This window comes from Enterobacter sp. R-25 (assembly GCF_049913205.1).
GTDB lineage: Bacteria > Pseudomonadota > Gammaproteobacteria > Enterobacterales > Enterobacteriaceae > Enterobacter > Enterobacter ludwigii.
Genome location: NZ_CP183982.1, coordinates 1388166 through 1414495 on the forward strand (window position 1 = coordinate 1388166; position 26330 = coordinate 1414495).

26 protein-coding genes and 1 riboswitch are annotated in these 26330 nt (G+C 57.3%); of the genes, 17 read left to right on the forward strand and 9 right to left on the reverse strand.

The features are described from left to right. Window positions 1-70 precede the first annotated feature (70 nt). Window positions 71-1354, reverse strand: a complete 1284-nt coding sequence (locus ACN9MQ_RS06595) for a putative acyl-CoA thioester hydrolase (RefSeq protein WP_426021303.1) — start codon at window positions 1352-1354, stop codon at window positions 71-73. A gap of 224 nt (window positions 1355-1578) precedes the next feature. Here ACN9MQ_RS06595 and hutI point away from each other — a divergent pair, with 224 nt between their 5' ends. The 5 genes from hutI (at window position 1579) to hutH (ending at window position 7833) form a co-directional block, all read left to right on the forward strand. Continuing rightward, window positions 1579-2802, forward strand: a complete 1224-nt coding sequence (hutI, locus tag ACN9MQ_RS06600) for an imidazolonepropionase (protein WP_032681397.1) — start codon at window positions 1579-1581, stop codon at window positions 2800-2802. Continuing rightward, on the forward strand, window positions 2799-3737 hold the full coding sequence (hutG, locus tag ACN9MQ_RS06605) for a formimidoylglutamase (protein ID WP_047743876.1): 939 nt from the start codon (window positions 2799-2801) through the stop codon (window positions 3735-3737). The genes hutI and hutG overlap by 4 nt, the downstream gene beginning before the upstream one ends. Window positions 3738-3756: 19 nt before the next feature. Then, window positions 3757-4491, forward strand: coding sequence for a histidine utilization repressor (locus tag ACN9MQ_RS06610; protein ID WP_047357123.1), 735 nt, complete (start codon window positions 3757-3759; stop codon window positions 4489-4491). A 136-nt stretch (window positions 4492-4627) separates the two neighbouring features. Beyond that, window positions 4628-6313: a urocanate hydratase gene (hutU, locus tag ACN9MQ_RS06615; protein WP_032677715.1), complete on the forward strand. Its 1686-nt coding sequence runs from the start codon at window positions 4628-4630 to the stop codon at window positions 6311-6313. Then, window positions 6313-7833: a histidine ammonia-lyase gene (gene hutH, locus ACN9MQ_RS06620; protein ID WP_410387055.1), complete on the forward strand. Its 1521-nt coding sequence runs from the start codon at window positions 6313-6315 to the stop codon at window positions 7831-7833. Before hutU ends, hutH begins: the two co-directional genes overlap by 1 nt. 42 nt (window positions 7834-7875) lie before the next feature. On the opposite strand, the gene ACN9MQ_RS06625 is transcribed toward hutH, so the two are convergent. Together ACN9MQ_RS06625 and bioA are read right to left on the reverse strand one after the other, a co-directional pair. Then, a complete protein-coding gene (locus ACN9MQ_RS06625; RefSeq protein ID WP_014169213.1) occupies window positions 7876-8352 on the reverse strand; it encodes a kinase inhibitor in 477 nt (158 codons plus the stop codon). A gap of 72 nt (window positions 8353-8424) precedes the next feature. Beyond that, window positions 8425-9714 carry an adenosylmethionine--8-amino-7-oxononanoate transaminase gene (bioA, locus tag ACN9MQ_RS06630; protein WP_032681394.1) on the reverse strand — a complete coding sequence of 430 codons (1290 nt, stop codon included), beginning with the start codon at window positions 9712-9714 and terminating at the stop codon, window positions 8425-8427. Between the two features lie 86 nt (window positions 9715-9800). Between bioA and bioB the strand changes: the two genes are divergently transcribed. Genes bioB through bioD form a run of 4 tightly spaced genes read left to right on the forward strand, consistent with a single transcriptional unit; the run spans window position 9801 to window position 13428 of the window. After that, window positions 9801-10841: a biotin synthase BioB gene (gene bioB, locus ACN9MQ_RS06635; protein WP_014169215.1), complete on the forward strand. Its 1041-nt coding sequence runs from the start codon at window positions 9801-9803 to the stop codon at window positions 10839-10841. Beyond that, window positions 10838-11995 (forward strand): 8-amino-7-oxononanoate synthase, encoded by a 1158-nt coding sequence (gene bioF / locus ACN9MQ_RS06640; protein WP_047743866.1) that lies wholly within the window; start codon window positions 10838-10840, stop codon window positions 11993-11995. Before bioB ends, bioF begins: the two co-directional genes overlap by 4 nt. Beyond that, a complete protein-coding gene (gene bioC, locus ACN9MQ_RS06645) occupies window positions 11979-12734 on the forward strand; it encodes a malonyl-ACP O-methyltransferase BioC (protein WP_032677719.1) in 756 nt (251 codons plus the stop codon). The genes bioF and bioC overlap by 17 nt, the downstream gene beginning before the upstream one ends. Then, a complete protein-coding gene (gene bioD, locus ACN9MQ_RS06650) occupies window positions 12727-13428 on the forward strand; it encodes a dethiobiotin synthase (protein WP_032670604.1) in 702 nt (233 codons plus the stop codon). Before bioC ends, bioD begins: the two co-directional genes overlap by 8 nt. Here bioD and ACN9MQ_RS06655 read toward each other — a convergent pair. Beyond that, complete coding sequence (locus ACN9MQ_RS06655; RefSeq protein WP_426021302.1) at window positions 13391-14113, reverse strand: ABC transporter ATP-binding protein; 723 nt, start codon at window positions 14111-14113, stop codon at window positions 13391-13393. The two genes, bioD and ACN9MQ_RS06655, sit on opposite strands and share 38 nt — an antisense overlap. 751 nt (window positions 14114-14864) lie before the next feature. Between ACN9MQ_RS06655 and uvrB the strand changes: the two genes are divergently transcribed. Beyond that, window positions 14865-16880 (forward strand): excinuclease ABC subunit UvrB, encoded by a 2016-nt coding sequence (uvrB, locus tag ACN9MQ_RS06660; RefSeq protein ID WP_020884934.1) that lies wholly within the window; start codon window positions 14865-14867, stop codon window positions 16878-16880. An 86-nt stretch (window positions 16881-16966) separates the two neighbouring features. Here the strand turns inward: uvrB and yvcK are convergent, their stop codons facing one another. Then, entirely contained in the window at window positions 16967-17875 is a 909-nt protein-coding gene (yvcK, locus tag ACN9MQ_RS06665) for a uridine diphosphate-N-acetylglucosamine-binding protein YvcK (protein ID WP_020884933.1), read from the reverse strand. A gap of 226 nt (window positions 17876-18101) precedes the next feature. Then, window positions 18102-18236, forward strand: a riboswitch (molybdenum cofactor riboswitch). Here yvcK and moaA point away from each other — a divergent pair. The 6 genes from moaA to ACN9MQ_RS06695 all read left to right on the forward strand — a co-directional run bounded on the left by moaA (window position 18224) and on the right by ACN9MQ_RS06695 (window position 21697). After that, a complete protein-coding gene (moaA, locus tag ACN9MQ_RS06670; protein ID WP_032677720.1) occupies window positions 18224-19213 on the forward strand; it encodes a GTP 3',8-cyclase MoaA in 990 nt (329 codons plus the stop codon). (Overlaps the previous riboswitch by 13 nt.) 24 nt (window positions 19214-19237) lie before the next feature. Continuing rightward, a complete protein-coding gene (moaB, locus tag ACN9MQ_RS06675) occupies window positions 19238-19750 on the forward strand; it encodes a molybdenum cofactor biosynthesis protein B (protein ID WP_020884931.1) in 513 nt (170 codons plus the stop codon). 3 nt (window positions 19751-19753) lie between these two features. Then, complete coding sequence (gene moaC, locus ACN9MQ_RS06680; protein ID WP_008501142.1) at window positions 19754-20239, forward strand: cyclic pyranopterin monophosphate synthase MoaC; 486 nt, start codon at window positions 19754-19756, stop codon at window positions 20237-20239. Then, window positions 20232-20477, forward strand: coding sequence for a molybdopterin synthase sulfur carrier subunit (gene moaD, locus ACN9MQ_RS06685; protein WP_020884929.1), 246 nt, complete (start codon window positions 20232-20234; stop codon window positions 20475-20477). Before moaC ends, moaD begins: the two co-directional genes overlap by 8 nt. Window position 20478: 1 nt before the next feature. Further along, on the forward strand, window positions 20479-20931 hold the full coding sequence (gene moaE / locus ACN9MQ_RS06690; protein ID WP_014169225.1) for a molybdopterin synthase catalytic subunit MoaE: 453 nt from the start codon (window positions 20479-20481) through the stop codon (window positions 20929-20931). A 58-nt stretch (window positions 20932-20989) separates the two neighbouring features. After that, window positions 20990-21697 (forward strand): Bax inhibitor-1/YccA family protein, encoded by a 708-nt coding sequence (locus ACN9MQ_RS06695; RefSeq protein ID WP_014169226.1) that lies wholly within the window; start codon window positions 20990-20992, stop codon window positions 21695-21697. Window positions 21698-21755: 58 nt separating this feature from the next. On the opposite strand, the gene ACN9MQ_RS06700 is transcribed toward ACN9MQ_RS06695, so the two are convergent. The 3 genes from ACN9MQ_RS06700 to ACN9MQ_RS06710 are packed head-to-tail and all read right to left on the reverse strand — an operon-like array spanning window position 21756 to window position 24717. Next, window positions 21756-22718 (reverse strand): lysylphosphatidylglycerol synthase domain-containing protein, encoded by a 963-nt coding sequence (locus ACN9MQ_RS06700; protein WP_020884928.1) that lies wholly within the window; start codon window positions 22716-22718, stop codon window positions 21756-21758. Then, complete coding sequence (gene clsB, locus ACN9MQ_RS06705; RefSeq protein WP_014169228.1) at window positions 22718-23959, reverse strand: cardiolipin synthase ClsB; 1242 nt, start codon at window positions 23957-23959, stop codon at window positions 22718-22720. Before clsB ends, ACN9MQ_RS06700 begins: the two co-directional genes overlap by 1 nt. Then, window positions 23956-24717: an endonuclease/exonuclease/phosphatase family protein gene (locus tag ACN9MQ_RS06710; RefSeq protein WP_014169229.1), complete on the reverse strand. Its 762-nt coding sequence runs from the start codon at window positions 24715-24717 to the stop codon at window positions 23956-23958. The genes clsB and ACN9MQ_RS06710 overlap by 4 nt, the downstream gene beginning before the upstream one ends. Before the next feature lie 133 nt (window positions 24718-24850). On the opposite strand from ACN9MQ_RS06710, the gene ACN9MQ_RS06715 reads away from it, so the two are divergent. Beyond that, complete coding sequence (locus ACN9MQ_RS06715; protein WP_014169230.1) at window positions 24851-25261, forward strand: YbhQ family protein; 411 nt, start codon at window positions 24851-24853, stop codon at window positions 25259-25261. Here ACN9MQ_RS06715 and ACN9MQ_RS06720 read toward each other — a convergent pair. Beyond that, a complete protein-coding gene (locus ACN9MQ_RS06720) occupies window positions 25223-26329 on the reverse strand; it encodes an ABC transporter permease (RefSeq protein ID WP_014169231.1) in 1107 nt (368 codons plus the stop codon). The genes ACN9MQ_RS06715 and ACN9MQ_RS06720 overlap by 39 nt on opposite strands. Window position 26330 lies beyond the last annotated feature (1 nt).

Here is a 26330-nt window from a genome sequence, read left to right on the forward strand (position 1 = left end):
CGCAAATGCGAGGTTTTTTTATGCCCGGTGGGCGCCGGGCGAGTACAGCAAAAGACATCAACGCATTCTTTTATTGCTTAGGCTCAGCAACCACTTTGCTACCCAGACCGCGGTTGTTGTATTCCCACATGCGGTTGAAGTTAGCGTCATTCAGGTTGCGCTGCACGTTACCTTTATCATCCACGCTACCGGTATTGCCGGAGAAAGGACGTTTGGAGATAGCGGCATCGGCCCATGGCTTAGCCAAGTTGAAACCTTCGTTGATCACGCTGTCACGAATAACAACCTGACCGTTGGTGGCAGAGTCCACATCCAGCGAGCGGCCCAGCTGCGCGACGCCGTCACCGGACGCGTTAAAGCGGCTGTTAACGGCCAGGAAGCCGTAGAACAGGTTGGATTGCGTGGCCGGGGCAAACACATAACCTTCCTGCTGAGTGCGTGAATTCACCACGCGGAAATCGGTGTTCTCAAACACCACCGCGCCGCGACCGGAGACCAGATCCACGTCACCTTCAACGTAGCTGTTAGTGACCAGCGTACGGGTCAGACGGTTATTCTGCAGCGTGTTCTGAACACCGCTGTTCGTCACGAAGAAGGTGTTCTGACGGCCGAGAATATTCACGTTGTTGATCTGCACTTTATCGCCATCGCTACGCAGTGCAACGGCCTGGTGGTTACCGGCATCAACGCTATCGCCCAGGGTATTCTGAATGGTCAGGTTCTGCAGCTGCAGGCCATTATTCTGCGACCAGACGACCGCAGAACACATCACGCCGATGGTAGCTGCACGCTTGCTCTGGCAGTTGTCAAACATGTACCACGCCGGTTTGCCTGGCATGTATTTACCCGCCGGGTTGACCAGGCGACGCCAGGTGTTGCTGTCGATTTCAGAATCAATCGCCAGACCAATTTTCACGTCGACCGCTTTCTCGCCTGTCCCGTAAAGGGTAATGCTGCCCGGTGCTGCCGGAACGTAAACGGTGCCTTCATATTCCCCAGGCAGGATCGCGATGTACTGGCGAGAGGCGCTGTGTTTGGTGATAGCCGCGTCAACCGCAGCCTGAATCGTCGTGTGGGTCACGCCCTGCGTGCCTGCCGGACCGACAACGAAGTCAGGTTGTTTCGGCAGGTTAATAGAAGACGGTGTCCACGGCGCAGCGTTAGGGTCCATCGCCGAGAAGTAGTGTGCACGGTCAAAGTTCTTCGCTTCATCAGCGGACAAAATCGGGCGAGAGGCGGTACCCGGTGCAACCTGCTCAGAAGGCTGCTGGTCCGGTGGGGTAGAACTGCATGCGGATAATGTCACGCCAAAGGCGAGCGCTAACGCCAGACGGGAAATCCTGGAAATGTTCAAGGTAAAGCTCCTGGGTATGCAAGTCTTAACGGGATAGACGAAATAGCCTGCTTTTTTATACTAAGTTGAGCGAAACGGGAAGATAAAAAGGGTAAAAGATGCATTTTTTACCCGCGGGAGGCGGGAAAGTCATCACAAATAAATAACATTTTCCGCCAGAGCGGTTGACAGCAGGGGGCAGATGAAAATAAATGTCTATACAACCCATGACAAGTGGAATGCCCATGCAGCAGCTTCATCCCGACGATGTAATATGGCGCAATGCGCGACTGGCGACAATGATCCCGGACGACAGCACGCCTTATGGCCTGAAAGCGCAGCACGCCCTGGTGGTGCGCGGACAGACGATTCTGGCCGTCATTCCCGAATCTGACATCCCTTCCGGCCACCGTCACTGTGTCGATCTGCACGGTCGTCTGGTCACGCCCGGGCTGATTGACTGCCATACCCACCTGGTGTTCGGTGGCGATCGTGCGGCAGAGTGGGAGCAGCGTCTGAACGGCGTCTCTTATCAAACCATCAGCGCGCAGGGCGGCGGGATTAACGCGACCGTGACGGCGACGCGGAGCAGTTCGCCCGAGACCCTGCTCAGGCTGGCGCAACAGCGTCTGCAGCGGCTGATCGATGAAGGGGTGACCACGGTTGAAATCAAGTCGGGATATGGTCTCAACGCCGAAGCGGAAGAGAAGATGCTGCAGGTCGCCCGCCAGCTGGGCCAGAACAATCCGGTAGAGATCAGCCCAACGCTTCTGGCTGCGCATGCGGTTCCGGCGGAATACCGCCATGACGCGGACGCGTATCTCACCAGGGTGTGCGAGCAGATGATGCCCACGCTGTGGCAAAAAGGCTTATTCGAAGCCGTGGATGTGTTTTGCGAAAATGTCGGCTTCACGCCAGCGCAAACCGAGCGGCTTTTCCGCGCTGCCACGGCCCTGGGGATTCCGGTCAAAGGACACGTGGAACAGCTTTCAAATCTTGGCGGCGCGGCGCTGGTCAGCCGCTTTAAGGGGCTTTCCGCCGATCATATTGAATATCTCGACGACGCCGGTGTTCAGGCGATGGCGCACAACGGCACGGTTGCGGTATTACTGCCGGGGGCATTCTATTTTCTTCAGGAGCGCCAGCGTCCGCCGGTTGAACAGCTCAGAAAAGAGGGCGTTCCCATGGCTGTCGCCACCGACTATAACCCCGGCACCAGCCCGTTCGCGAGTATTCATCTCGCGATGAATATGGCCTGCGTGCAGTTTGGCCTGACGCCTGAAGAGGCCTGGGCTGGCGTGACGCGACATGCTGCCCAGGCGCTGGGACGCGGGGCCACGCACGGGCAGCTGCAGGCTGGATTCGTGGCTGACTTTGTCGTCTGGGATGCACATCACCCGGTCGAAATGGTCTACGAGCCGGGACGCAATCCGTTGTATCAACGTATTTTCCGTGGGGAGAGCGTATGAGACTCTGGCGGCCGGTTGCCGAGACCGTCTGGCAGGGGCGTGACGACAGCGCCGAGGCCAGTAATGCAAAACGTATTTTTCAGACCCTACGACAGATGCCGGTATTTACCCCTCAGTCGTCCGGCATCGCTTTGATAGGGTTTGAATGTGATGAAGGGGTAAAACGCAATCAGGGCAGGCCCGGCGCCGTACAGGCCCCGGAGGTGCTTCGCAAAGCGCTGGCGAACATGGCAAGTCATCATGGACATGACCGGCTGGTGGATATGGGGTCGGTGTATGTCGAGGGCGATAACCTGGAAGCGGCTCAGCGGGCGTTAAGCGATGCCGTGCAGGCCTGCCAGCAGTCCGGCATGCGTACGCTGGTTTTTGGCGGGGGACACGAGACCGCCTGGGCGCATGGCCGCGGGGTTCTGGATGCTTTCCCGAACGCGCGCGTGGTGGTGATAAATCTGGATGCACACCTTGACCTGCGCAAGGCGGACCGCGCGACCTCCGGCACGCCGTTTCGTCAGCTGGCACACTACTGTGCGGAACAGGCGCGCGATTTTCAGTATGCCTGCCTGGGCGTCAGCCGGGCGGCGAACACGCAGGCGCTGTGGGATGAAGCTGAGCGACTAAACGTCACGCTGGTGGAAGACCTTCATTTCAGGCGAGATGCGTTATCGGCTCTGGACAAGGTCCTGGCCCAGGCCGACCGCGTTTACCTCACCATTGACCTCGATGTTTTGCCTGCTGGCGAAATGCCAGCCGTCTCAGCGCCCGCGGCGTTAGGGGTACCCGCGCTGGATCTTCTGCCGGTGATTGAACACATCTGCCGCAGTGGAAAACTGCAGGCTGCCGATCTGGTAGAATTTAACCCGCAGTACGATCGGGACGGACAGGGGGCAAAGCTTGCCGCCCGTCTGGCCTGGCAAATTGCTCACTGGTGGGCATAACAACGTTTAAGGAGTCAGAATGTTTTCACGCTCACCCCTGTCGCAGTCCAGCCCTCCCGCGCCTTTCTACGAAAAGGTGAAGCAGGCCATCAGCGAAAAAATCGCAACCGGCGTCTGGCGGCCGCACGATCGCATTCCGTCCGAGGCCGAACTGGTCGCACAGTTTGGTTTTAGCCGAATGACCATTAACCGGGCGCTGCGCGAGCTGACCGATGAGGGCCTTCTGGTGCGTCTGCAGGGGGTCGGAACCTTCGTTGCGGAGCCGAAAGGGCAATCGGCACTGTTTGAGATCAGAAGTATTGCCGATGAGATAGCCTCGCGAAACCATCAGCATCACTGTGAAGTGCTGGTGCTCGAAGAGACACAGGCCAGCGCCGAGCAGGCCGTGGAGCTGAATGTCAAAGAGGGAAGCCGCATCTTTCATTCCGTGATGGTGCATTATGAAAACGACATCCCGGTGCAGATTGAAGATCGCTGTGTGAACGCCGGTCGGGTGCCCGAGTACCTGGATCAGGATTACACCCAGACCACGCCGCATGCCTATCTTTCGCTCATCGCGCCGCTGACGGAAGGGGAGCACATCGTGGAAGCGGTTCGCGCTACGCCGCAGGAGTGCGAACTGTTGCGGATCAAAGAGCACGATCCTTGCCTGCTCATTCGTCGCCGTACCTGGTCTTCGTCGCATATTGTGTCGCATGCCAGACTGCTGTTCCCGGGAAATCGATACCGGTTGCAGGGCCATTTCATGTCGTAAGGGTCATACGTTTTAAAAGCGTGATAGCTAACGCAATATAACAAAATTGTATCTTTTTTGTTAAATCTGACCTTGTGTGTGCTTGTCTATACAAGTATATCTGAATACATCATCTGTCCCGTATGAGGAGCACACAATGTCGTCAGGTAAATACCGCCAGCAGGATGTCCGCGCCGCGCGCGGCACCACACTTACCGCCAAAAGCTGGCTCACCGAAGCCCCGCTGCGCATGTTGATGAATAACCTCGATCCTGAGGTCGCGGAAAACCCCCACGAGCTGGTGGTGTATGGCGGCATAGGCCGCGCCGCGCGCAACTGGGAGTGCTATGACGCGATTGTTGAATCCCTGACTCATCTGGAACATGACGAAACCCTGCTGGTGCAATCCGGCAAACCGGTCGGCGTGTTCAAAACCCACAAGAATGCACCGCGCGTGCTGATCGCCAACTCTAACCTTGTCCCGCACTGGGCGACCTGGGAACACTTTAACGAGCTGGACGCCAAAGGGCTGGCGATGTATGGCCAGATGACGGCGGGAAGCTGGATCTACATCGGCAGTCAGGGGATTGTGCAGGGCACCTACGAAACTTTCGTGGAAGCCGGTCGTCAGCACTATAACGGTTCGCTGAAAGGTCGCTGGGTACTGACCGCCGGTCTGGGGGGAATGGGGGGCGCACAGCCGCTGGCCGCGACCCTTGCCGGTGCCTGCTCCCTGAACATCGAATGTCAGCAGAGCCGCATTGATTTCCGACTGCGTACCCGTTACGTCGATGAACAGGCTGAAAACCTGGATGACGCGCTGGCACGCATCAAAAAATACACGTCAGAAGGCAAAGCGATGTCGATTGCGCTCTGCGGCAACGCGGCTGACATTCTCCCTGAACTGGTGGCCCGTGGCGTACGCCCGGATCTCGTCACCGACCAGACCAGCGCACACGACCCCCTTCACGGCTATCTGCCATCGGGCTGGACGTGGGAAGCGTACCAGCAAAACGCCGAAAGTGACCCGGAAGGCACGGTGCTCGCCGCTAAACGTTCCATGGCGGAGCACGTGAACGCCATGCTGGCCTTTAGCCAGATGGGTATTCCGACATTTGATTACGGCAACAATATTCGCCAGATGGCGAAAGAGATGGGCGTGAGTAACGCCTTCGACTTCCCGGGGTTTGTGCCTGCCTATATTCGCCCGCTGTTCTGTCGCGGTATTGGTCCGTTCCGCTGGGTGGCCCTGTCCGGCGACCCGGAAGATATCTACAAAACCGACGCCAAAGTGAAGGAGATCGTCGCCGACGACGAACATCTGCACCACTGGCTGGATATGGCTCGCGAGCGCATTAACTTCCAGGGCTTGCCGGCGCGGATCTGCTGGGTCGGGCTGGAGTGGCGACAAAAACTGGGTCTGGCCTTTAACGAAATGGTGCGCAGCGGTGAAGTCTCCGCGCCGATTGTTATCGGACGCGACCATCTCGACTCGGGCTCTGTTGCCAGCCCGAACCGTGAAACCGAAGCCATGCGCGACGGCTCCGATGCCGTCTCCGACTGGCCACTGTTGAATGCCTTACTGAATACCGCCAGCGGGGCGACCTGGGTATCGCTGCATCACGGCGGTGGCGTAGGAATGGGCTTCTCCCAGCACTCGGGAATGGTCATCGTGTGTGATGGTACGGATGAAGCGGCAGCGCGTATCGCTCGCGTGCTGCATAACGACCCGGCAACCGGCGTAATGCGCCACGCGGATGCCGGTTACGAGATTGCGATTGAATGTGCCAAAGAGCAGGGCCTGAACCTGCCGATGATCCCTGCCACACAAGGAAAGCATTAATGAACGCCTTAACCCTCACTCCCGGCTCACTGACGCTCAAACAGCTGCGTAACGTCTGGCGTCAACCGGTTACGCTCTCACTTGATGAAAGCGCCCACGCCGCGATTAACGACAGCGTTGCCTGCGTTGAAGCCATTATTGCCGAAGGACGTACCGCCTACGGCATCAACACCGGATTTGGTCTGCTGGCGCAGACGCGTATCGCCACGCACGATCTGGAAAATTTACAGCGCTCGCTGGTGCTTTCGCATGCGGCGGGTGTCGGTCAACCGCTGGATGATGACATTGTCCGCCTGATGATGGTGCTCAAAATCAACAGTCTGGCGCGTGGGTTCTCCGGAATTCGCCTCAGCGTGATCGATGCGCTGATGGCGCTGGTGAATGCGGAAGTCTATCCGTGGATCCCGGCAAAAGGTTCCGTCGGTGCATCCGGCGATCTTGCGCCGCTGGCTCATATGTCGCTGCTGCTGCTCGGTGAAGGTCAGGCTCGCTGGAAGGGCGAGTGGCTCCCGGCGAAAGAGGCGCTGAAAAAAGCCGGGTTAACCCCGATAACGCTGGCGGCGAAAGAAGGGCTGGCGCTGCTTAACGGGACCCAGGCCTCGACGGCGTTTGCGTTGCGTGGTCTGTTTGAAGCCGAGGATCTTTTCGCCTCCGCGGTCGTGTGCGGTGCGCTGACCACCGAGGCGGTGCTTGGCTCACGTCGTCCGTTTGACGCCCGTATCCACGAGGTGCGCGGCCAGCGCGGGCAGATTGACGCCGCGGCGATGTACCGTCACCTGCTGACCGAGACCAGCGATATTGCAGACTCTCACCATAACTGTGACAAGGTACAGGATCCCTATTCGCTTCGTTGTCAGCCCCAGGTGATGGGAGCCTGTCTGACGCAGTTGCGCCACGCGGCAGAAGTGCTGCTGGTGGAGGCGAATGCGGTGTCTGATAACCCGCTGGTGTTCGCTCAGGAAAACGAAGTGGTCTCCGGGGGAAATTTCCACGCCGAGCCTGTGGCGATGGTGGCGGATAATATCGCGCTGGCGATTGCGGAAGTGGGGGCCTTATCCGAACGTCGCATCGCGCTGATGATGGATAAACATATGTCCCAGCTGCCGCCGTTTCTGGTCCGCAACGGCGGGGTCAACTCCGGATTTATGATTGCCCAGGTGACGGCCGCGGCGCTGGCGAGCGAGAACAAGGCCCTGTCGCATCCGCACAGCGTGGACAGTCTGCCAACGTCAGCGAACCAGGAGGATCATGTCTCGATGGCCCCGGCCGCTGGACGTCGTCTGTGGGAGATGGCCGCCAACACCCGTGGCGTGCTGGCGGTGGAATGGCTGGCCGCATGTCAGGGCGTTGATCTGCGTGAAGGTCTGAAGTCCAGCCCGCTGCTGGAACAGGCGCGTCATCTGCTGCGTGAACAGGTCGCGCATTACGATGATGACCGTTTCTTTGCGCCGGATATTGATAAAGCGATCGCGCTGCTGGAGAAGGGAAGCCTGGTGGGCTTACTGCCTTCGGTGCTCTAAGATTTGCCCGGTGGCCCGGACACGTACAGGCCACCGGTTTTTTTACGAATACATCGCCGTGATCGATGCGCTGCCCAGCGAATGAAAATGGACGTTAAAGCCGACCATTGCGCCACTCGCGCCCTCATCCACCTCAATCTTGTCCACATCCAGCGCGTGAACCGTGAAGATATAGCGGTGCGTTTCCCCTTTTGGCGGCGCGGCGCCACCGTAACCCGCTTTGCCAAAATCGGTTCGGGTCTGGATAGCGCCTTCAGGCAGCGCCACCAGGTCAGAGCCGGAACCTTGCGGCAGAACGCGCGTATCCGCAGGCAGGTTCGCCACTATCCAGTGCCACCACCCTGAGCCTGTAGGGGCATCCGGGTCATAGCAGGTGACAACAAAGCTTTTGGTTCCCGCCGGAACATCGTCCCACGCCAGATGCGGAGAGATATTATCCCCCTGATAACCCATGCCGTTAAAAACGTGGCGTTCAGGCAGTTTTTCCCCGTCGCGCAGATCTTTACTGATGATTTTCATACGATTTACCTCGGTACCCGATTATGCAAAAAGTGTAATGCATAAACAGAGTACCGACGTTAACGCTCAGGGTTAAATCGCAAAATGTGCGGGAATGTTAACGGCGTCAACTACCGCAGCCGTTAACTGACGGAGCTGAGCCGGCGAGATAACATAAGGCGGCATCAGATAGATAAGCTTGCCGAAAGGACGCACCCACACTCCCCGTTCCACGAAGAAACGCTGCAGCGCCGCCATGTTAACCGGATGGGTGGTCTCAATCACGCCGATGGCACCCAGCACGCGCACATCCGCCACGAATTCAGCCGCTGACGCTGCGCTCAGCTCCTGGCGAAGCTGCGCTTCAATCGTCGCGACCTGCGTTTGCCACTCGCCGCTCTCGAGAATGGCCAGGCTTTCGCTCGCCACCGCGCAGGCCAGTGGGTTGCCCATAAACGTTGGGCCGTGCATAAAGCAGCCCGCGTCGCCGTCGCTGATGGTGTCGGCAACGTGGCGCGTTGTCAGCGTGGCGGACAACGTCATGGTGCCGCCGGTCAGCGCTTTACCCAGACACAGAATATCCGGTGCGATCCCCGCATGCTCGCAGGCGAACAGCTTGCCGGTGCGGCCAAAGCCGGTGGCGATCTCATCGGCAATCAGCAGAATGCCCTCGCGATCGCACATCTTACGAATGCGCGTCAGCCATGCCGGGTGGTACATCCGCATCCCGCCTGCACCCTGCACAACCGGCTCAAGAATAACGGCGGCAATCTCATGGCGGTGGGCAGCCATCAGCCGCGCAAAACCGACCATGTCCATTTCATCCCACTCCCCGTCAAAACGGCTTTGCGGTGCCGGGGCAAAGAGGTTCTCTGGCAGATAGCCCTTCCACAGGCTGTGCATGGAGTTATCCGGATCGCACACCGACATCGCGCCGAACGTGTCGCCGTGATAGCCGTTGCGGAAGGTGAGGAACCGCTGGCGGGTCTCACCTCTGGCGTGCCAGTACTGTAGCGCCATTTTCATCGCCACTTCCACAGCAACAGAGCCGGAATCTGCAAGGAAAACGCACTCCAGCGGGGTCGGGGTCATCGCGACCAGACGCCGGCACAGGTCAACCGCAGGCTGATGGGTGATACCGCCAAACATCACGTGCGACATCTGGTCAATCTGCGCTTTCATCGCCGCATTCAGACGCGGGTGGTTATACCCGTGAATAGCCGCCCACCAGGATGACATGCCGTCCACAAGCGACTCACCGCTGCTCAGGGTCAGTTCGCACCCGTGAGCCGAGGCGACCGGGTAAACGGGGAGGGGGCGGGTAGTGGAAGTGTATGGGTGCCAGATATGCTGCTTGTCGAAGGCGAGATCGTCCTGGGTCATAATCGACTTGTAAACCATTTTGAAAAGTTTTAGGTTTACGAGTATAAACCGATCTGAAAATTAACAAAACCCTTTGGAGAAGCCCCATGGCTCACCACGCACGCTGGACGATGTCGCAAGTTACTGAATTATTCAACAAACCTTTCCTTGAGCTGATGTTTGAAGCCCAACAGGTGCATCGTCAGCACTTCGATCCACGCCATGTGCAGGTCAGTACGCTGCTGTCGATCAAGACTGGCGCATGCCCAGAAGATTGCAAATACTGCCCGCAGAGTGCGCGCTATAAAACCGGGCTTGAATCTGAACGTCTGATGGAAGTGGAGCAGGTGCTTGACTCTGCCCGTAAGGCGAAAAATGCAGGCTCAACCCGATTCTGTATGGGCGCGGCATGGAAAAACCCGCACGATCGCGACATGCCGTATCTGGAGCAGATGGTGAAAGGGGTGAAAGAGATGGGGCTGGAAGCCTGCATGACCCTTGGCACGCTGAACGAAGAGCAGGCACAACGCCTTTCCGCGGCAGGGCTGGATTACTACAACCACAACCTCGACACCTCCCCTGAATTTTACGGCAATATCATCACCACGCGGACCTATCAGGAGCGTCTCGATACGCTGGATAAAGTGCGTGACGCCGGCATCAAAGTCTGTTCAGGCGGGATTGTGGGACTGGGCGAAACGGTGAAAGACCGTGCGGGTCTTCTGCTGCAGCTGGCGAACCTGCCCACGCCGCCGGAAAGCGTGCCGATCAACATGCTGGTGAAAGTTAAAGGTACGCCACTGGCGGATAACGAAGACGTGGATGCATTTGATTTTATCCGCACCATTGCGGTGGCGCGTATCATGATGCCGACCTCCTACGTGCGCCTCTCGGCGGGTCGTGAACAGATGAGCGAACAGACGCAGGCGATGTGCTTTATGGCCGGGGCCAATTCCATCTTCTACGGCTGCAAACTGCTGACCACCCCGAACCCGGAAGAGGACAAAGACGTCCAGTTGTTCCGCAAGCTGGGGCTGAACCCGCATCAGACAGACGTCCTGACGGGGGATAACGAGCAACAGCAGCAGCTGGAGCAGCAGATTTTCAACGCCGATACTGACCAGTTCTACAACGCGGCAACCGTATGACCTGGCAGGCACGTATCCATTCTGCGCTCGAAGAACGGCGGGCGGCAGATGCCTTTCGCGTTCGCAACGTGGTAGAAAACGGCGCAGGCCGTTTTCTCACCCGCGAGGGCCGGCAGTTTTGCAATTTCTCCAGCAATGATTATCTCGGGCTGAGCCAGCACCCGGCAATCGTCCGCGCCTGGCAGCAGGGGGCGGAGCGGTTTGGCGTCGGCAGCGGCGGCTCGGGGCATGTCAGCGGCTACACCACGGCGCATCAGGCGCTGGAGGAGGCCCTTGCCGACTGGCTGGGGTATCCGCGTGCGTTGCTGTTCATTTCAGGTTTTGCCGCCAACCAGGCGGTCATCACCGCGCTAATGGGCAAGGACGACCGCATTGTTGCCGACCGCTTAAGTCACGCCTCGCTGTTGGAAGCGGCAAGTTTAAGCCCTGCGCAGCTCCGCCGCTTTGCCCATAACGATGCGGCTCAGCTTGCTGGCCTGCTCGATAAGCCCTGCACCGGACAGCAGCTGGTGGTCACAGAAGGGGTGTTCAGCATGGACGGCGACAGTGCACCGCTGCGTCCGCTGCATGAGACGGCGCAGCGACAAAACGCCTGGCTGCTGGTTGATGATGCGCATGGTATTGGCGTGATGGGTGAGGAAGGGCGCGGTAGCATCCATCAGCAAAACGTGAAGCCGGAACTGCTGGTGGTGACTTTCGGGAAAGGTTTTGGCGTGAGCGGGGCGGCCGTGTTGTGCAGCGAGTCTGTCGCCGACTATCTGCTGCAGTTCGCCCGTCATCTCATTTACAGCACCAGTATGCCGCCCGCACAGGCCGTGGCGCTGTCTGCATCACTGGCGGTGATCCGCAGCGCTGAAGGCGCGGAACGACGGGCGCGTCTGGCGGAACATATCCGGCGTTTTCGCCAGGGGTTACGCCATCTCCCGTTCCAGAGCACCGATTCGCAGAGCGCAATCCAGCCGGTGATGGTGGGGGAAAACGGTCTGGCTCTCACGCTGGCGCAGACGCTTCGCGAGCGGGGGATATGGGTGACGGCTATTCGTCCACCAACCGTACCGCCCGGCACTGCCCGACTGCGTCTGACGCTCACGGCGGCGCACGAAGCAGAGGATATCGAGGCACTTCTGGAGGCGCTGCATGACACCCGTGAATAAACAGGCGATCGCGGCGGCATTTGGCCGGGCCGCGCGCAGCTATTCGCAGCACGATGAACTCCAGCGTCAGAGCGCGCAGGGTCTGCTTGCTTTACTCAACGAGACCCGGTTCCCTCAGGTGCTGGACGCCGGGTGTGGGCCGGGTGCCAATAGCCGACACTGGCGTGCGGCCGGCAGCGAGGTGACGGCTATCGATCTGTCGCCCGATATGCTCGAGGAGGCCCGTCAGCAGCAGGCCGCGCACCACTATCTGGTTGCCGATATTGAGTCCATTCCGCTGCCGGATGCGCGGTTTGATCTGGTCTGGAGCCATCTGGCGGTACAGTGGTGCAGTAGTCTCCCGCAGGCATTAAACGAGCTTTATCGCGTGGCACGCCCGGGCGGATGCGTGGCCTTCACCACGCTGCTGGAAAGCTCTTTACCGGAGCTCAATCAGGCGTGGAAAGCGGTGGATGAACAACCTCACGCTAACCGTTTTTTGCCGCACGAGCAGGTCATCCACGCGCTGGCGGGATGGCGCTATCGCTGTGCTGAGCAGACCATTACGCTGAATTTCGACGATGCCTTCAGCGCCATGCGCTCCCTGAAGGGCATTGGCGCGACCCATCTGCATGCGGGGCGTGAAAAGAAACCTCTTACCCGCGGCCAGTTACAGCGTCTGGAGCTGGCGTGGCCGCAGCAGCGGGGGCAGTTCCCGCTCTCATATCAACTTTTTCATGGGATTATTGAACGTGACTGAACGTTATTTTGTCACCGGAACAGATACCGAAGTGGGCAAGACGGTTGCCAGCTCAGCGCTGCTGCAGGCGGCGCGCATGCAGGGAAAAACCACCGCCGGATATAAACCTGTCGCCTCCGGCAGCGAGATGACGGCGCACGGGTTACGCAATACCGACGCGCTGGCGCTCCAGCGCAACAGCACGCTTGAACTTGCCTATTCAGCGGTGAATCCGTACACCTTTGCCGAGCCCACCTCGCCGCATATTATCAGCGCCGATGAAGGTCGCCCGATTGATTTTGCCGTGCTTTCTGCCGGGTTACGCGCCCTTGAACGCCAGGCTGACTGGGTGCTGGTGGAGGGCGCCGGTGGCTGGTTTACGCCACTTTCGGCGGACCAGACCTTTGCTGACTGGGTGCAAATCGAGCAGCTGCCGGTAATCCTGGTGGTAGGGGTCAAACTCGGCTGTATCAACCATGCGATGCTGACTGCCCAGGCCGTTCAGCAGGCCGGGCTGCGCCTGGCCGGCTGGATAGCCAACGACGTGGTTGCGCCGGGCAGGCGACATCAGGAGTATCTGGCAACGCTGAAGCGGGTGCTTCCTGCGCCGTTTCTTGGGGAGATCCCGTGGCTGGCTGACACTGCCGGGTGCGCTGAAACCGGGCATTACCTCGATCTCAGCGTCTTACCTCCAGCGACATCCAGTGGGCGATAAGCTCGTCGTCCAGCTCGTTAACGTGGCCCTGGGCCACGTTACGCCCGCGATACAGCATGCAAAAGCGCTCCGCGACCCGGCGGATAAACGACAGCTGCTGCTCAGCTAACAACACCGTCATTCCCAGTTCCCGGTTTAACCGCACCAGCAGCTGGCTCAGCTTCTGGGCGAAGCTGTGGCCCGCGCCATGCATCGGTTCATCCAGAATCAGCATCCGCGGACGGATGACCAGTGCATTGGCCAGCGCCAGCTGATACTGGTCGTCTGGCGAAAGCGTGTTGGCCCGGGTTTGTCGCAGCGCATAGAGTTCCGGAAAGAGGTCGTAAACGTCACTTTTCGCTTCAGGGTCAGGTTTCCCTGTCGCCCGCATGGCGATATGCAGATTTTCATCAATGGTTAGCTGGGAGAAAATCCGCCTGTCCTGCGGGACATAGCCTATTCCCGGGCCAGCGAAGGGTTCTGGCGTCTGGCTAAGCAAATCTCGCGGCGGTGCACCGGCTTCGTGCCAGATGATGGTGCCGCTGTCGACAGGCACTTTCCCGGCGATGCAATTCATCAGGGTCGTTTTGCCCATCCCCGGCAGGCCAACAACGCCTGTACACATGCCTTTGGGAAAATCTAAATCCACGTTCCATAGCGTATGTTGGCTTCCGTAAAACTGGTTAACTGCACGCAGACTCAACATCTTTCTCTCCTTAAAAATCTGTGTGGATGAGGCTCATTGTGGGATGTGCAAAACTCCTGCCAGAAACCCTAAATTGATTAAAAAAGAGACTTTTTTAGGAATTTGTCCTGGATAAGCGATGTGTGATTACCCCCTTTGCACATCTGCAGTGCCGGACGTGATGAGTTGTGGTGCAGGGTTAAAATGGTGGAAATGTGAGCAAGATCGCATCGGTTGGTTATGAATGACACAACTGTTTATCAGCAAAAAATAGCTATAAAAAATTTTTGCTGCCGTTTCGTGGGAAAAGTCGGGAATTTGCTGAGCGGCGGTCTGCACGGGCTGGAAGCAGTTATCCACTATTCCTGTGGATAACCATGTGCATTAGAGTTAGAAAACACGCGATAAGCGAGAGAAGACGCGGGTTACGACCAAATTGGCGCGAAACGCGGCTTTAGAAAATATCGCTTAATATTTAATTGGTTAGATAAAAGCAATTGCCGTAATGAAAGTGTCACCTGTTGCCATAAAACTATCATTACCTGGCTTGACAAATGTTAAAAAAGAAAAAGTTCTGGGGATAACCCGTCCTGACTGGTGTTTTATGTTGTCACGGTCCAAATTTTGACTGCTATCGCGCTAATCACCCTGCCGGTACTCTAAATATCCTGACATGCTACTGGTTTTTCATCCAGTGTTTTTTACTGGCATTCCTGACAGCAACGAGTAAAATTACTCACCTGCCGCTTATAACGTCATCAGGTTGTCGCCCATGAGTAAACCGTTCAAATTGAATTCTGCATTCCGTCCTTCCGGCGATCAGCCTGAGGCGATCCGACGTCTCGAAGAGGGGCTGGAAGATGGGCTGGCGCACCAGACGCTGCTGGGGGTAACCGGTTCGGGCAAAACGTTTACCATTGCCAACGTTATCGCCGATCTGCAGCGCCCCACGATGGTGCTGGCCCCAAACAAAACCCTGGCCGCTCAGCTTTACGGTGAGATGAAAGAGTTCTTCCCGGATAACGCCGTGGAATATTTTGTCTCCTACTACGATTACTACCAGCCTGAAGCGTATGTCCCGAGCTCTGACACCTTCATTGAGAAAGATGCCTCGGTGAACGAACACATTGAGCAGATGCGTCTGTCGGCGACGAAGGCGCTCCTTGAGCGTCGCGATGTGGTGGTGGTGGCGTCAGTGTCGGCTATCTACGGTCTGGGCGATCCGGATCTCTATCTCAAGATGATGCTGCACCTGACCCAGGGGATGATCATCGATCAGCGCGCTATTTTACGCCGTCTGACAGAGCTGCAGTACACCCGTAACGATCAGGCGTTCCAGCGCGGTACCTTCCGCGTGCGCGGCGAGGTGATTGATATCTTCCCGGCAGAGTCGGACGATATCGCCCTGCGCGTTGAGCTGTTTGACGAAGAGGTTGAACGCCTGTCGCTGTTTGACCCGCTGACCGGCCACGTCGAGTCGGTCGTTCAGCGCTATACCATCTACCCGAAAACGCACTACGTGACGCCACGCGAGCGTATCGTGCAGGCGATGGAAGAGATCAAAGTTGAGCTGGCAGACCGCCGTAAGGTGCTTCTGGCGAATAATAAGCTGCTGGAAGAGCAACGCCTGAGCCAGCGCACCCAGTTTGACCTGGAGATGATGAACGAGCTGGGCTACTGCTCCGGTATCGAAAACTACTCACGTTTCCTCTCCGGGCGTGGTCCGGGCGAGCCACCCCCGACGCTGTTTGATTATCTGCCGGCAGACGGTCTGCTGGTGATCGACGAATCTCACGTGACTATCCCGCAAATTGGCGGGATGTATCGCGGTGACCGGGCGCGTAAAGAGACGCTGGTGGAGTATGGTTTCCGTCTGCCATCGGCGCTGGATAACCGTCCCATGAAGTTTGAAGAATTTGAGGCGCTGGCACCGCAAACCATCTACGTCTCGGCTACGCCGGGCAACTACGAGCTTGAAAAATCGGGCGATGAGGTGGTTGACCAGGTGGTGCGTCCGACCGGGCTGCTGGATCCGATTATCGAGGTGCGTCCGGTCGCCACTCAGGTTGACGATCTGCTGTCAGAAATCCGTATCCGCGCGGCCATCAACGAGCGCGTGCTGGTAACGACGTTGACCAAGCGCATGGCGGAAGATCTCACCGAGTATCTTGAGGAGCACGGTGAGCGGGTGCGTTATCTGCACTCGGATATCGATACCGTCGAGCGTATGGAGATCATCCGCGACCTGCGTCTGGGCGAGTTTGACGTGCTGGTGGGTATCAACCTGCTGCGAGAAGGCCTGGATATGCCAGAAGTCTCGCTGGTGGCGATTCTGGATGCCGACAAAGAAGGCTTCCTGCGTTCTGAACGCTCCCTGATCCAGACCATTGGCCGTGCCGCGCGTAACGTTAACGGTAAAGCGATCCTTTACGGTGACAAAATTACCCCGTCAATGGCGAAAGCAATTGGCGAAACGGAGCGTCGTCGTGAGAAACAGCAGCGTTACAACGAAGAGCACGGCATTACGCCGCAGGGCCTGAACAAGAAAGTGGTGGATATTCTGGCGCTGGGTCAGAACATTGCGAAGACCAAAGCGAAAGGGCGCGGGAAGGCGCGTTCAGTGGTTGAGCCGGATACCGTCGAGCTGACGCCAAAAGCGCTGCAGCAGAAAATCCACGAACTGGAAGGGCAGATGATGCAGCATGCGCAGAACCTCGAATTCGAAGAGGCCGCGCAAATCCGCGACCAGCTGCATCAGCTGCGCGATCTGTTTATCGCCGCCTCCTAGGTAAAAGCAAAATGACAGCCGCAGGCTGTCATTTTTTTAGTGTTTGCACTCTCCTGTGGGAGAGTGGTCGGGTGAAGGCATAATCTCTATCCCAGGTCCTGAATCGCCTTCTCCAGCGCTTCACGCAGCAGGTGACGGTCGTGGCGATATTTGATATCGCTCGCTTCCAGCGGCTCCTGCACCACCACGCGATCGCCAATCCCTGATACATCAACTTTCGGGCCGACCACCACGCCATCGATGATTTTCTTCCCGACGTACTGCTCCATCAGATTCAGTTTGTCCGCCAGCGACAGGCTGGCCGCCGCCGGGCTCAGCTCACGGCCTAAATTGCCGATGTAAACCATGGGGGCGGGCGTTCTGCGCAGGGCCTGTGCCAGCTCTTTGACCAGTAAAATGGGCATCAGACTGGTGTAAAAACTGCCCGGCCCAATCAAAATCAAATCCGCTTCGCCGATGGCCTCAATGGCTTCACGCGTGGCGGGCACGCTTGGGTAGGTCATCAGCTCTTTTGGCGGCACGGTAAGCTGGTCGATGTTTACTTCGCCATAAACCTCGTGCCCTTCCGCATCGATCGCCATTAAATCGACCGGTTGTTCGGACATTGGGATCAGGAACGCGTCAACCTTGAGCAGGTTTCGGATCAAATTGATGGCTTCCAGCGGGCGCACTGACAGGTGATCCAGCGCTTTAAGCATCAAATTTCCAAGGTTATGCCCGGAAAGTTCGCCGTTACCGCCAAAACGGTACTCAAACATCGCCGAAGCGACGCTCGGCTCGGTAATTAACTGGTTCAGACAATTACGCATATCGCCCCAGGCGATACCCCCTTCCGCGCGTCGAATACGCCCGGTGGAGCCGCCATTATCCGTGGTTGTCACTATCCCTGTCAGCCTTGAGCCAAGTGAGGACAGAGAAGACATCACTCGCCCCAGACCATGGCCTCCGCCAAGAGCGACAACACGGTCAAGATCCGCAAAAGTGCGATTGCGCATACACATTCCTTATCACGTTCGATCTGCGTAACACTACCCTAACTACCCCTAAAAGACGATGCCTCACCCGGCGCAAAATGACGTATATCAATGTGAATATGCTGTTTTTAGGTATTCTGTAGCGAAAATACACGATTATGTCGTTATGTATATGGTTATATAGCGTTAAGTGATAATGGCGAAGGGAAGATTTCCGCGCTACTATCGCCATAACCACGTTTTCAAATTTGAAAACATACACTCGAGCCCTGGCGCCTGTGTCGAAAGATATGGCGTCCTGGCCGTGGCGAATATGCCACCAGGGTACAGAAAGAAATGACTGTGCCTCCCGTCTCTGGAAAGGTGTACATGGCTTCACAACTTACTGATGCATTCGCGCGTAAGTTTTTTTACTTACGTCTGTCGATTACCGATGTGTGCAACTTCCGTTGCACCTACTGCCTGCCCGATGGCTACAAACCGGGTAGCGTCACCAATAACGGCTTTCTCTCCGTGGACGAAGTGCGCCGCGTCACGCGCGCATTCTCTGAACTCGGCACGGAAAAGGTCCGCCTGACCGGAGGGGAACCCTCTCTGCGTCGTGATTTCCCCGATATCATTGCTGCGGTGCGTGAGAACGATCGTATCCGTCAGATTGCGGTCACCACCAACGGGTACCGCATGGCTCGCGACGTTGCGGCCTGGCGCGACGCGGGCTTAACCGCCATCAACGTCAGCGTGGACAGCCTCGATGCCCGCCAGTTTCATGCCATTACCGGCCAGGATAAATTCCGCCAGGTGATGGATGGAATTGACGCGGCGTTCAGTGCCGGGTTCCAGAAGGTCAAAGTCAATACGGTGCTGATGCGTGACGTCAACCATCACCAGCTTGATACCTTCCTGGCGTGGATCAAATCCCGCCCCATCCAGTTGCGTTTTATCGAGCTGATGGAAACCGGCGAGGGCAGTGAGCTGTTCCGTCGGCATCACATCTCCGGCATGGTGTTGCGTGATGAGCTGCTGAAACGCGGCTGGATCCACCAGATCCGTCAGCGCAGCGACGGCCCGGCGCAGGTTTTTTGTCACCCGGATTACGAAGGGGAAATCGGGCTTATCATGCCGTATGAGAAAGACTTCTGTGCCAGCTGTAACCGTCTTCGCGTCTCCTCCGTTGGTAAGCTGCATCTGTGCCTGTTCGGGGATGGCGGTGTCGACCTTCGCGATCTGCTGGCGGAAGACGCCCAACAGGCCGCGCTTGAAGCGCGGATTTCTGAAGCTCTGACGCACAAAAAACAGACCCACTTCCTGCATCAGGGCAACACCGGCATTACTCAGAACCTGTCCTACATTGGCGGGTAATCAGGCTTAAGAAGGAACCAGAAGATGAGTCAGGTTAGCGCGGAATTTATCCCGACACGCATTGCTATTCTTACCGTTTCCGACCGCCGCGGTGAAGAGGATGACACCTCCGGCCACTGGCTGCGCGATGCGGCACATGATGCCGGGCACAGTATTGTTGATAAGGCGATCGTGAAAGAGAACCGTTATGCCATTCGTGCCCGGGTCTCTCAGTGGATTGCCAGCGATGAGGTGCAGGTGGTGCTGATCACCGGTGGCACCGGTTTTACCACAGGCGACCAGGCTCCCGAGGCGCTCGTCCCGCTGTTTGACCGGGAAGTGGAAGGCTTTGGTGAAGTGTTCCGCATGCTCTCGTTTGAAGAGATTGGCACCTCTACGCTGCAGTCGCGTGCGGTGGCCGGTGTGGCGAACGGCACGTTGATTTTTGCCATGCCCGGCTCGACAAAAGCGTGTCGCACCGCGTGGGAAAATATTATTGCGCCGCAGCTGGATGCCCGTACTCGTCCGTGTAATTTCCATCCCCATTTAAAGAAATAAGTTATGTCGCAACTGACCCACATTAACGCCGCTGGCGAAGCACATATGGTGGATGTCTCCGCCAAAGCCGAAACGGTGCGTGAAGCGCGTGCTGAAGCCTTCGTGACCATGTTGCCAGAGACCCTGGCGATGATTATTGACGGCAGCCATCACAAAGGCGACGTCTTTGCCACCGCCCGCATCGCCGGGATCCAGGCTGCGAAACGCACCTGGGACTTAATTCCGCTCTGCCACCCGCTGATGCTGAGCAAGGTGGAAGTCAACCTGCAGGCGCAGCCGGAGCACAACCGCGTGCGCATCGAGTCGCTCTGCCGCTTAACCGGGAAAACCGGGGTTGAGATGGAAGCCCTGACGGCGGCCTCTGTCGCCGCGTTGACTATCTATGACATGTGCAAAGCGGTGCAGAAAGATATGGTGATTGGCCCGGTTCGTTTGCTGGCGAAAAGCGGTGGTAAATCCGGTGATTTTAAGGTGGACAGCCATGATTAAGGTGCTCTTTTTTGCTCAGGTCCGCGAGCTGGTGGGCACCGACAGCCTGACGCTTGATGCCCCGTTTGACACCGTTGCCGACCTGCGTGCGCATCTTGCCGCGCAAAGCGACCGCTGGGCGCTGGCGCTGGATGAAGGCAAGCTGCTGGCCGCGGTTAACCAGACGCTGGTGGAGCTGACCCATCCGCTGACGGCCGGGGATGAAGTGGCCTTCTTCCCGCCGGTGACAGGGGGCTAAGATGGCTGAAACCCGAATTCTGGTAGGTCATGATCGTTTCAGCGTTGGTACAGAATATGACTGGCTGGCAGAGCGTGACGAAGACGGTGCGGTTGTCACCTTCACCGGCAAAGTGCGTAACCATAATCTCGGCGACAGCGTAAAGGCGCTGACGCTGGAGCACTATCCGGGCATGACGGAGAAATCCCTCGCGGAGATCGTTGAACAGGCGCGTGGCCGCTGGCCGCTCGGGCGAGTGACGGTTATCCACCGTATTGGTGAAATGTGGCCTGGCGAGGAAATCGTTTTTGTCGGCGTGACCAGTGCCCACCGTAGTAGCGCGTTTGCAGCTGGGGAGTTCATTATGGATTACCTCAAAACCAAAGCGCCATTCTGGAAACGTGAAGCGACGCCGGAAGGCGACAGGTGGGTTGAGTCGCGTGACAGCGACAAAGAAGCCGCCAGTCGTTGGTAGTCGGTTTGCGTGGATGTGTTAGTCTTAACGTGTGTGTCTACTTAATCAGGAGTGAATCATGGACCGATTTCCGCGTTCCGATTCAATAGTACAGCAGACCCGTACCGGGCTGCAGACGTATATGGCTCAGGTTTATGGCTGGATGACGGTCGGTTTACTGCTGACCGCCTTTATCGCATGGTATGCAGCCAACACGCCTGAGCTGATGATGTTTATCTTCTCAAGCAAAATCACCTTCTTTGGGCTGATCATCGCGCAACTGGCGCTGGTCTTTGTTCTCTCCGGCCTGGTGCAGAAGCTGAGCGCCGGAATGGCGACCACGCTGTTTATGCTCTATTCGGCACTGACGGGGCTAACGCTCTCCAGCATCTTCATCGTGTATACCTATTCCTCCATCGCCAGCACGTTTGTGGTCGCTGGCGGGATGTTTGGTGCGATGAGCCTCTACGGCTACACCACGAAGCGTGACCTGAGCGGTTTCGGCAGCATGCTGTTTATGGGGCTGATTGGGATTGTGCTGGCGTCGCTGGTGAACCTGTGGCTGAAGAGTGAAGCGCTGATGTGGGCGGTGACCTATATCGGGGTGGTGATCTTCGTCGGTTTGACGGCCTACGACACTCAGAAGCTGAAAAATATTGGCGAACAGATTGACGTACGCGACAGCTCAAACCTGCGCAAATACGCGATTCTGGGCGCCCTGACGCTGTATCTGGACTTTATCAACCTGTTCCTGATGTTGCTGCGTATTTTAGGCAACCGTCGTTAAGGGTATTTCCCTTACCCGACCTGCGTTGCGCAGGCCGGGTAAGTTCCCCCGCCAGACCTCACTTCGCTAACGCTTTCTCATTCTTCGCCCGCAGTTTCTTCGCCCGACTCTCCAGCACCAGATAACATACCGTTGCCAGCGCCAGCGGCAGGAAGTAATAGAGCATACGGTAGGCCAGCAGGGCGGCAATAATCGTACCCTGTGAAACATGCTCTCCGGCGAGCAGGGCGATAAATACCGCCTCCAGCACCCCAATCCCCGCCGGAATATGCACGATCACGCCGGCAATGCTGCTGACCAGCAGCACGCCCAGCACAAAGAAGTAATTCACATCTTCACCAATGAGCATCCAGATAATCGCCCCCATCGCCATCCAGTTGGCGCTGGACACGGCCATCTGCAGGACCGCGAATTTCCACGAAGGCAGCACCAGTTTTTGCCCCTTGATGGTCATGTGTCGGCGTTTGGCAAAGGCGCAGGCCCAAAGATAGAGCGCAATGATGAGCAGTAATGCAAAGCCTAAAATCCGCAGCGTGGTTTCATCGATGTACCAGTGCGCAGGCAATTGCACTACGCCGATGGTGAAAATCACCCCGCCGAGCAGAATGTAACCCAGCCAGTTGGTGGTGATGCTGAGGGAAAAAATGCGCGTAATGGTCCCACCCGGCAGGCCGAGGCGCGAGTAAAGGCGATAGCGCATGCCGATCCCGCCCACCCAGGTACTCAATGTCAGGTTAAAGGCGTAACAGATAAACGACACCAGCATGACCTGGCGCTTCGCAAGCTTATGGCCGCAGTAGGCGCGGCCCAGCAGGTCATAGCAGCCGTATATGAGGTAGCTTACAATCACCAGCCCCACCGCGCCCAGCAGCACCAGCCGGTTGTAGTTGCGGATAACTTTCCACACCTCTTCCCAGTCAACTTTCTGGGCGTAAACCACCAGCAGAACCGCGACGGCGATGAAAAACAGCCAGGTGAGGATCTTTTTAGCCAGCCGCCAGCGTGGATGTGATTTCGACATCAGGTTTTCCCTCCATCTTCCGCTTCAACGCGGTCCTGGGTTTCCATTTCGGGCTGGACAGGCGGATCCACCAGCGCAAGTTTTGGCGTGTGCGCCGGCAGCCAGCCCACCATCGCCGGGAAATGACGCAGGAAGTGGAACACCACCACGCTAATGCCCAGATTCCACCAGGTGCGTTTGGGCACCATGGATTCGTCCACGCGCACGCAGTCGTTCACGATCAACGCCTGCAGGTTATCCCTCAGAGTCTGGTTGAACTGGCGATCGTGGATGATCAGGTTAGCTTCAAGATTGAGTGACAAACTCAGCGGGTCGAGATTGCTGGAGCCCACGGTGGCCCAGTGATCGTCCATCAGGGCTACTTTGCCGTGCAGCGGCCGGCGGCGATATTCGTAAATTTGTACGCCACCTTTCACCAGATAGTTGTACAGCAACCGGGCACCGATTTTGACAATCTGCATGTCCGGCTCGCCCTGAACAATGAGCTTCACGCGCACGCCGCGTCGGGCCGCATTGCGCATGGCATGCAGCAGGCGATAGCCCGGGAAAAAGTAGGCGTTGGCGATAATCACTTCGCGCTTCGCATTCGCCAGCATCTTCAGGTAATGCCGCTCAATGTCGTCCCGGTGCTCACCGTTATCCCGCCAGACAAACAGCGCCTGCGCTTCACCGGGGTGACGGTTCTCTTCCGGACGATGATGGCGGCGCTGCCACCAGCGCCGGGCAGCCTCTTTACCGGGCAGGTTTTCCAGCTCAAAGAGCAGGATATCCTGCACCACCGGTCCTTCAATGCGAATCGCGTAATCCTGCTTGGCTTCCGGGCCGTAATCGGACATATGTTCAGCGGAGTAGTTAATGCCGCCAACAAACGCTACCGTCTCATCCACCACCACAATTTTGCGGTGCATCCGGCGGAAAAGATTGGTACGCATGCCGAAAAGGCGAGGGCCAGGATCGTAATAACGGAACACGACGCCTGCTGAGGTGAGCTCATTGACGAACGCATCACTGAGGTCCGGTGAGCCATAGCCATCCAGCAGCACTTCGATTTTGACGCCACGCAGGGCAGCACGCAGCAGCACGCTGTGCAACTGCTTACCGACGTCGTCTTCGAACCAGATAAACGTCTCAAGGATCACTTTCTGCTTTGCGTGGTCAATCGCGTCAAACACCGCGGGGTAATATTCATCCCCGTTGACCAGCAGCGTGATCCGGTTGCCTTCCTGCCATGAACATTTCATAAGTGGATCTCCGCGCTGAGCGGCGCATGGTCGGAAAGATGTCGCCAGTTAAGTAACGCCAGTGCGGTCGGGCTGCTGGCATGGGCGTTTTTTACGTAGATTCTGTCGAGTCGCAAAAACGGGAACCGTACCGGAAAGGTGCGTGCAGGCCTGCCGTTTGCACGGGTGAAAATCTCCTCAAGTCCCGCATCAACCTTCAACGGATGGTTAGCCCGCTGCCGCCAGTCGTTGAAATCACCGGCCACGACCACGGGTTCACCTTCGGGCAGGGCATTGGTCCATTCAGCCAGCATTTTTAGCTGTGCCTGGCGATGGGCTTCGCGCAGGCCCAGATGAACACAGCCCACGTGCACCGGGAACGCCAGGTCCGGCGGGGCGATACGGCAGTAAAGCAGCCCGCGTTTTTCACTTTCACCCACAGAGACGTCGCGGTTCTCGTAATGTTCAATGGGAAAACGTGACAGCACCGCATTACCGTGATGCCCTTCCGGGTACACCGCGTTGCGCCCGTAGGCGTAATCACTCCACATGGTGTCGGCCAGGAATTCGTAGTGCGGGGTGTCCGGCCAGTTTTCAAAGTGAAGCGGATGCACTTCGTGCGCGCCCATGACTTCCTGAAGGCAGACAATGTCCGCGCTGACGGTGCGTACCGCGTCGCGCAGCTCCGGTAAAATGAAGCGGCGGTTAAATGCTGTGAAGCCTTTATGAATGTTTATCGTCAGCACTTTAAGCGAGAAATGCTGCATTTTTTTGGTCATACGTTCCTTCCAGGGTGACTATCCTGATGAAAATAAAGTGTAGTAGGCGTCACAAAAAGATGCGGTGTTACGGAATTTTCCGTAAAGTGCGGTAGTCTGATTAAGCAGAGAAAAATCCTTCAGGAGAGAAGCCATGAAGTGGCAACAACGCGTTCGTGTCGCAACTGGCCTGAGTTGCTGGCAGATAATGTTGCATTTACTGGTCGTGGCCGTACTGGTGATGGGCTGGATGAGCGGCACGCTGGTGCGGGTCGGCTTAGGGCTATGCGTCCTCTATGGCGTCACCGTACTGTCGATGCTGTTTTTACAGCGCCACCACGAAGCACGCTGGCGTGAGGTGGGTGATGTGCTCGAAGAGCTCACCACCACCTGGTACTTTGGTGCGGCGATGATTGTGCTTTGGTTGCTGTCGCGTGTGCTGCAAAACAACCTGCTGCTGGCCCTGGCCGGTCTGGCAATCCTCGCAGGGCCTGCCGTGGTCTCGTTACTGACCAAAGAGAAAAAGCTACGCGATGTTTCGTCTAAACATCACGTACGCCACTGAGCCCGTCGTGGCCGCTATAATCAGTAGCGGCCACAAACTTCCCCAGACAATGTCCAGACTCGCATCCTTCAGATAGATTTGCTTGGTGATATCCGTGAAGTGCCGAATCGGGTTTATCCACGTCAAATCCTGTAACCATACCGGCATGTTCTCGACGGGTGAGACGTAGCCCGAAAGCAAAATCGCCGGCATCATAAAGACGAACACGCCAATAAATGCCTGCTGCTGGGTAGAGCAGAGCGCGGAAATCAGCAGTCCAAACCCGACCAGCGACAGCCCGTAAATCACCATCGTGAAGTAGAACAGCGCCAGCGAACCGGCGAACGGGATCTGGTAGGCCCATATTCCCACGCCCAGCACGATGGTGGCCTGGAAGGTCGCGACAATCAGCGCCGGAACCGCTTTGCCGACGAAAATTTGCCATGTTGCGAGCGGGGAAACCAGCAGTTGATCGAGCGTCCCCTGTTCGCGCTCACGGGCGACGGAGAGTGACGTTACGATCATCACTCCGATGGTGGTGATCATGGCGATCAGCGATGGCACCACGAACCATTTGTAATCCAGATTCGGGTTATACCAGTTGCGCACCACCAGCTCGCTGTTGTTGGGTTTAGGTTTCCCGTCCATCAACTCCTGTTGGTAATCTTTCACCACCTGCTGAAGATAGTTGGCTGCAATCTGGGCGCTGTTGGAGTTGCGCCCGTCGAGGATTAACTGCATTGGTGCCGTCTGGAAGGTATCCAGGTTGCGGGAAAAATCGGCCGGAAAACGCACCAGCAATAACGCTTTTTGCGTATCGATGGTGGGCTGGATCTCCTGCGGGCTTTTCAGCAGCAGGATGTGGGTAAAAGCCTTCGCCCGGGCGAAACGCTGCGTCAATTCGACGGAATGTTTGCCGTTATCTTCGTTGTAGATAGCAATGGTGGCGTTAGTTACCTCCAGCGTGGCGGCAAACGGGAAGAGCAACACCTGAAGCAACACCGGTAATACCAGAATGGCGCGCGTCTGCGGCTCGCGCAGCAGCGACTGCAGCTCTTTGCGTATCAATGTCCATAAACGGTGAAACATG

Bases quoted from the DNA above. Each gene is read 5' to 3' on its own strand.
- hutI (WP_032681397.1), top strand. From the start codon at position 1,579: ATGCAGCAGCTTCATCCCGACGATGTAATATGGCGCAATGCGCGACTG.
- hutG (WP_047743876.1), top strand. From the start codon at position 2,799: ATGAGACTCTGGCGGCCGGTTGCCGAGACCGTCTGGCAGGGGCGTGAC.
- ACN9MQ_RS06610 (WP_047357123.1), top strand. From the start codon at position 3,757: ATGTTTTCACGCTCACCCCTGTCGCAGTCCAGCCCTCCCGCGCCTTTC.
- hutU (WP_032677715.1), top strand. From the start codon at position 4,628: ATGTCGTCAGGTAAATACCGCCAGCAGGATGTCCGCGCCGCGCGCGGC.
- hutH (WP_410387055.1), top strand. From the start codon at position 6,313: ATGAACGCCTTAACCCTCACTCCCGGCTCACTGACGCTCAAACAGCTG.
- ACN9MQ_RS06625 (WP_014169213.1), bottom strand. From the start codon at position 8,352: ATGAAAATCATCAGTAAAGATCTGCGCGACGGGGAAAAACTGCCTGAA.
- bioA (WP_032681394.1), bottom strand. From the start codon at position 9,714: ATGACCCAGGACGATCTCGCCTTCGACAAGCAGCATATCTGGCACCCA.
- bioB (WP_014169215.1), top strand. From the start codon at position 9,801: ATGGCTCACCACGCACGCTGGACGATGTCGCAAGTTACTGAATTATTC.
- bioF (WP_047743866.1), top strand. From the start codon at position 10,838: ATGACCTGGCAGGCACGTATCCATTCTGCGCTCGAAGAACGGCGGGCG.
- bioC (WP_032677719.1), top strand. From the start codon at position 11,979: ATGACACCCGTGAATAAACAGGCGATCGCGGCGGCATTTGGCCGGGCC.
- ACN9MQ_RS06655 (WP_426021302.1), bottom strand. From the start codon at position 14,113: ATGTTGAGTCTGCGTGCAGTTAACCAGTTTTACGGAAGCCAACATACG.
- uvrB (WP_020884934.1), top strand. From the start codon at position 14,865: ATGAGTAAACCGTTCAAATTGAATTCTGCATTCCGTCCTTCCGGCGAT.
- yvcK (WP_020884933.1), bottom strand. From the start codon at position 17,875: ATGCGCAATCGCACTTTTGCGGATCTTGACCGTGTTGTCGCTCTTGGC.
- moaA (WP_032677720.1), top strand. From the start codon at position 18,224: ATGGCTTCACAACTTACTGATGCATTCGCGCGTAAGTTTTTTTACTTA.
- moaB (WP_020884931.1), top strand. From the start codon at position 19,238: ATGAGTCAGGTTAGCGCGGAATTTATCCCGACACGCATTGCTATTCTT.
- moaC (WP_008501142.1), top strand. From the start codon at position 19,754: ATGTCGCAACTGACCCACATTAACGCCGCTGGCGAAGCACATATGGTG.
- moaD (WP_020884929.1), top strand. From the start codon at position 20,232: ATGATTAAGGTGCTCTTTTTTGCTCAGGTCCGCGAGCTGGTGGGCACC.
- moaE (WP_014169225.1), top strand. From the start codon at position 20,479: ATGGCTGAAACCCGAATTCTGGTAGGTCATGATCGTTTCAGCGTTGGT.
- ACN9MQ_RS06695 (WP_014169226.1), top strand. From the start codon at position 20,990: ATGGACCGATTTCCGCGTTCCGATTCAATAGTACAGCAGACCCGTACC.
- ACN9MQ_RS06700 (WP_020884928.1), bottom strand. From the start codon at position 22,718: ATGTCGAAATCACATCCACGCTGGCGGCTGGCTAAAAAGATCCTCACC.
- clsB (WP_014169228.1), bottom strand. From the start codon at position 23,959: ATGAAATGTTCATGGCAGGAAGGCAACCGGATCACGCTGCTGGTCAAC.
- ACN9MQ_RS06710 (WP_014169229.1), bottom strand. From the start codon at position 24,717: ATGACCAAAAAAATGCAGCATTTCTCGCTTAAAGTGCTGACGATAAAC.
- ACN9MQ_RS06715 (WP_014169230.1), top strand. From the start codon at position 24,851: ATGAAGTGGCAACAACGCGTTCGTGTCGCAACTGGCCTGAGTTGCTGG.
- ACN9MQ_RS06720 (WP_014169231.1), bottom strand. From the start codon at position 26,329: ATGTTTCACCGTTTATGGACATTGATACGCAAAGAGCTGCAGTCGCTG.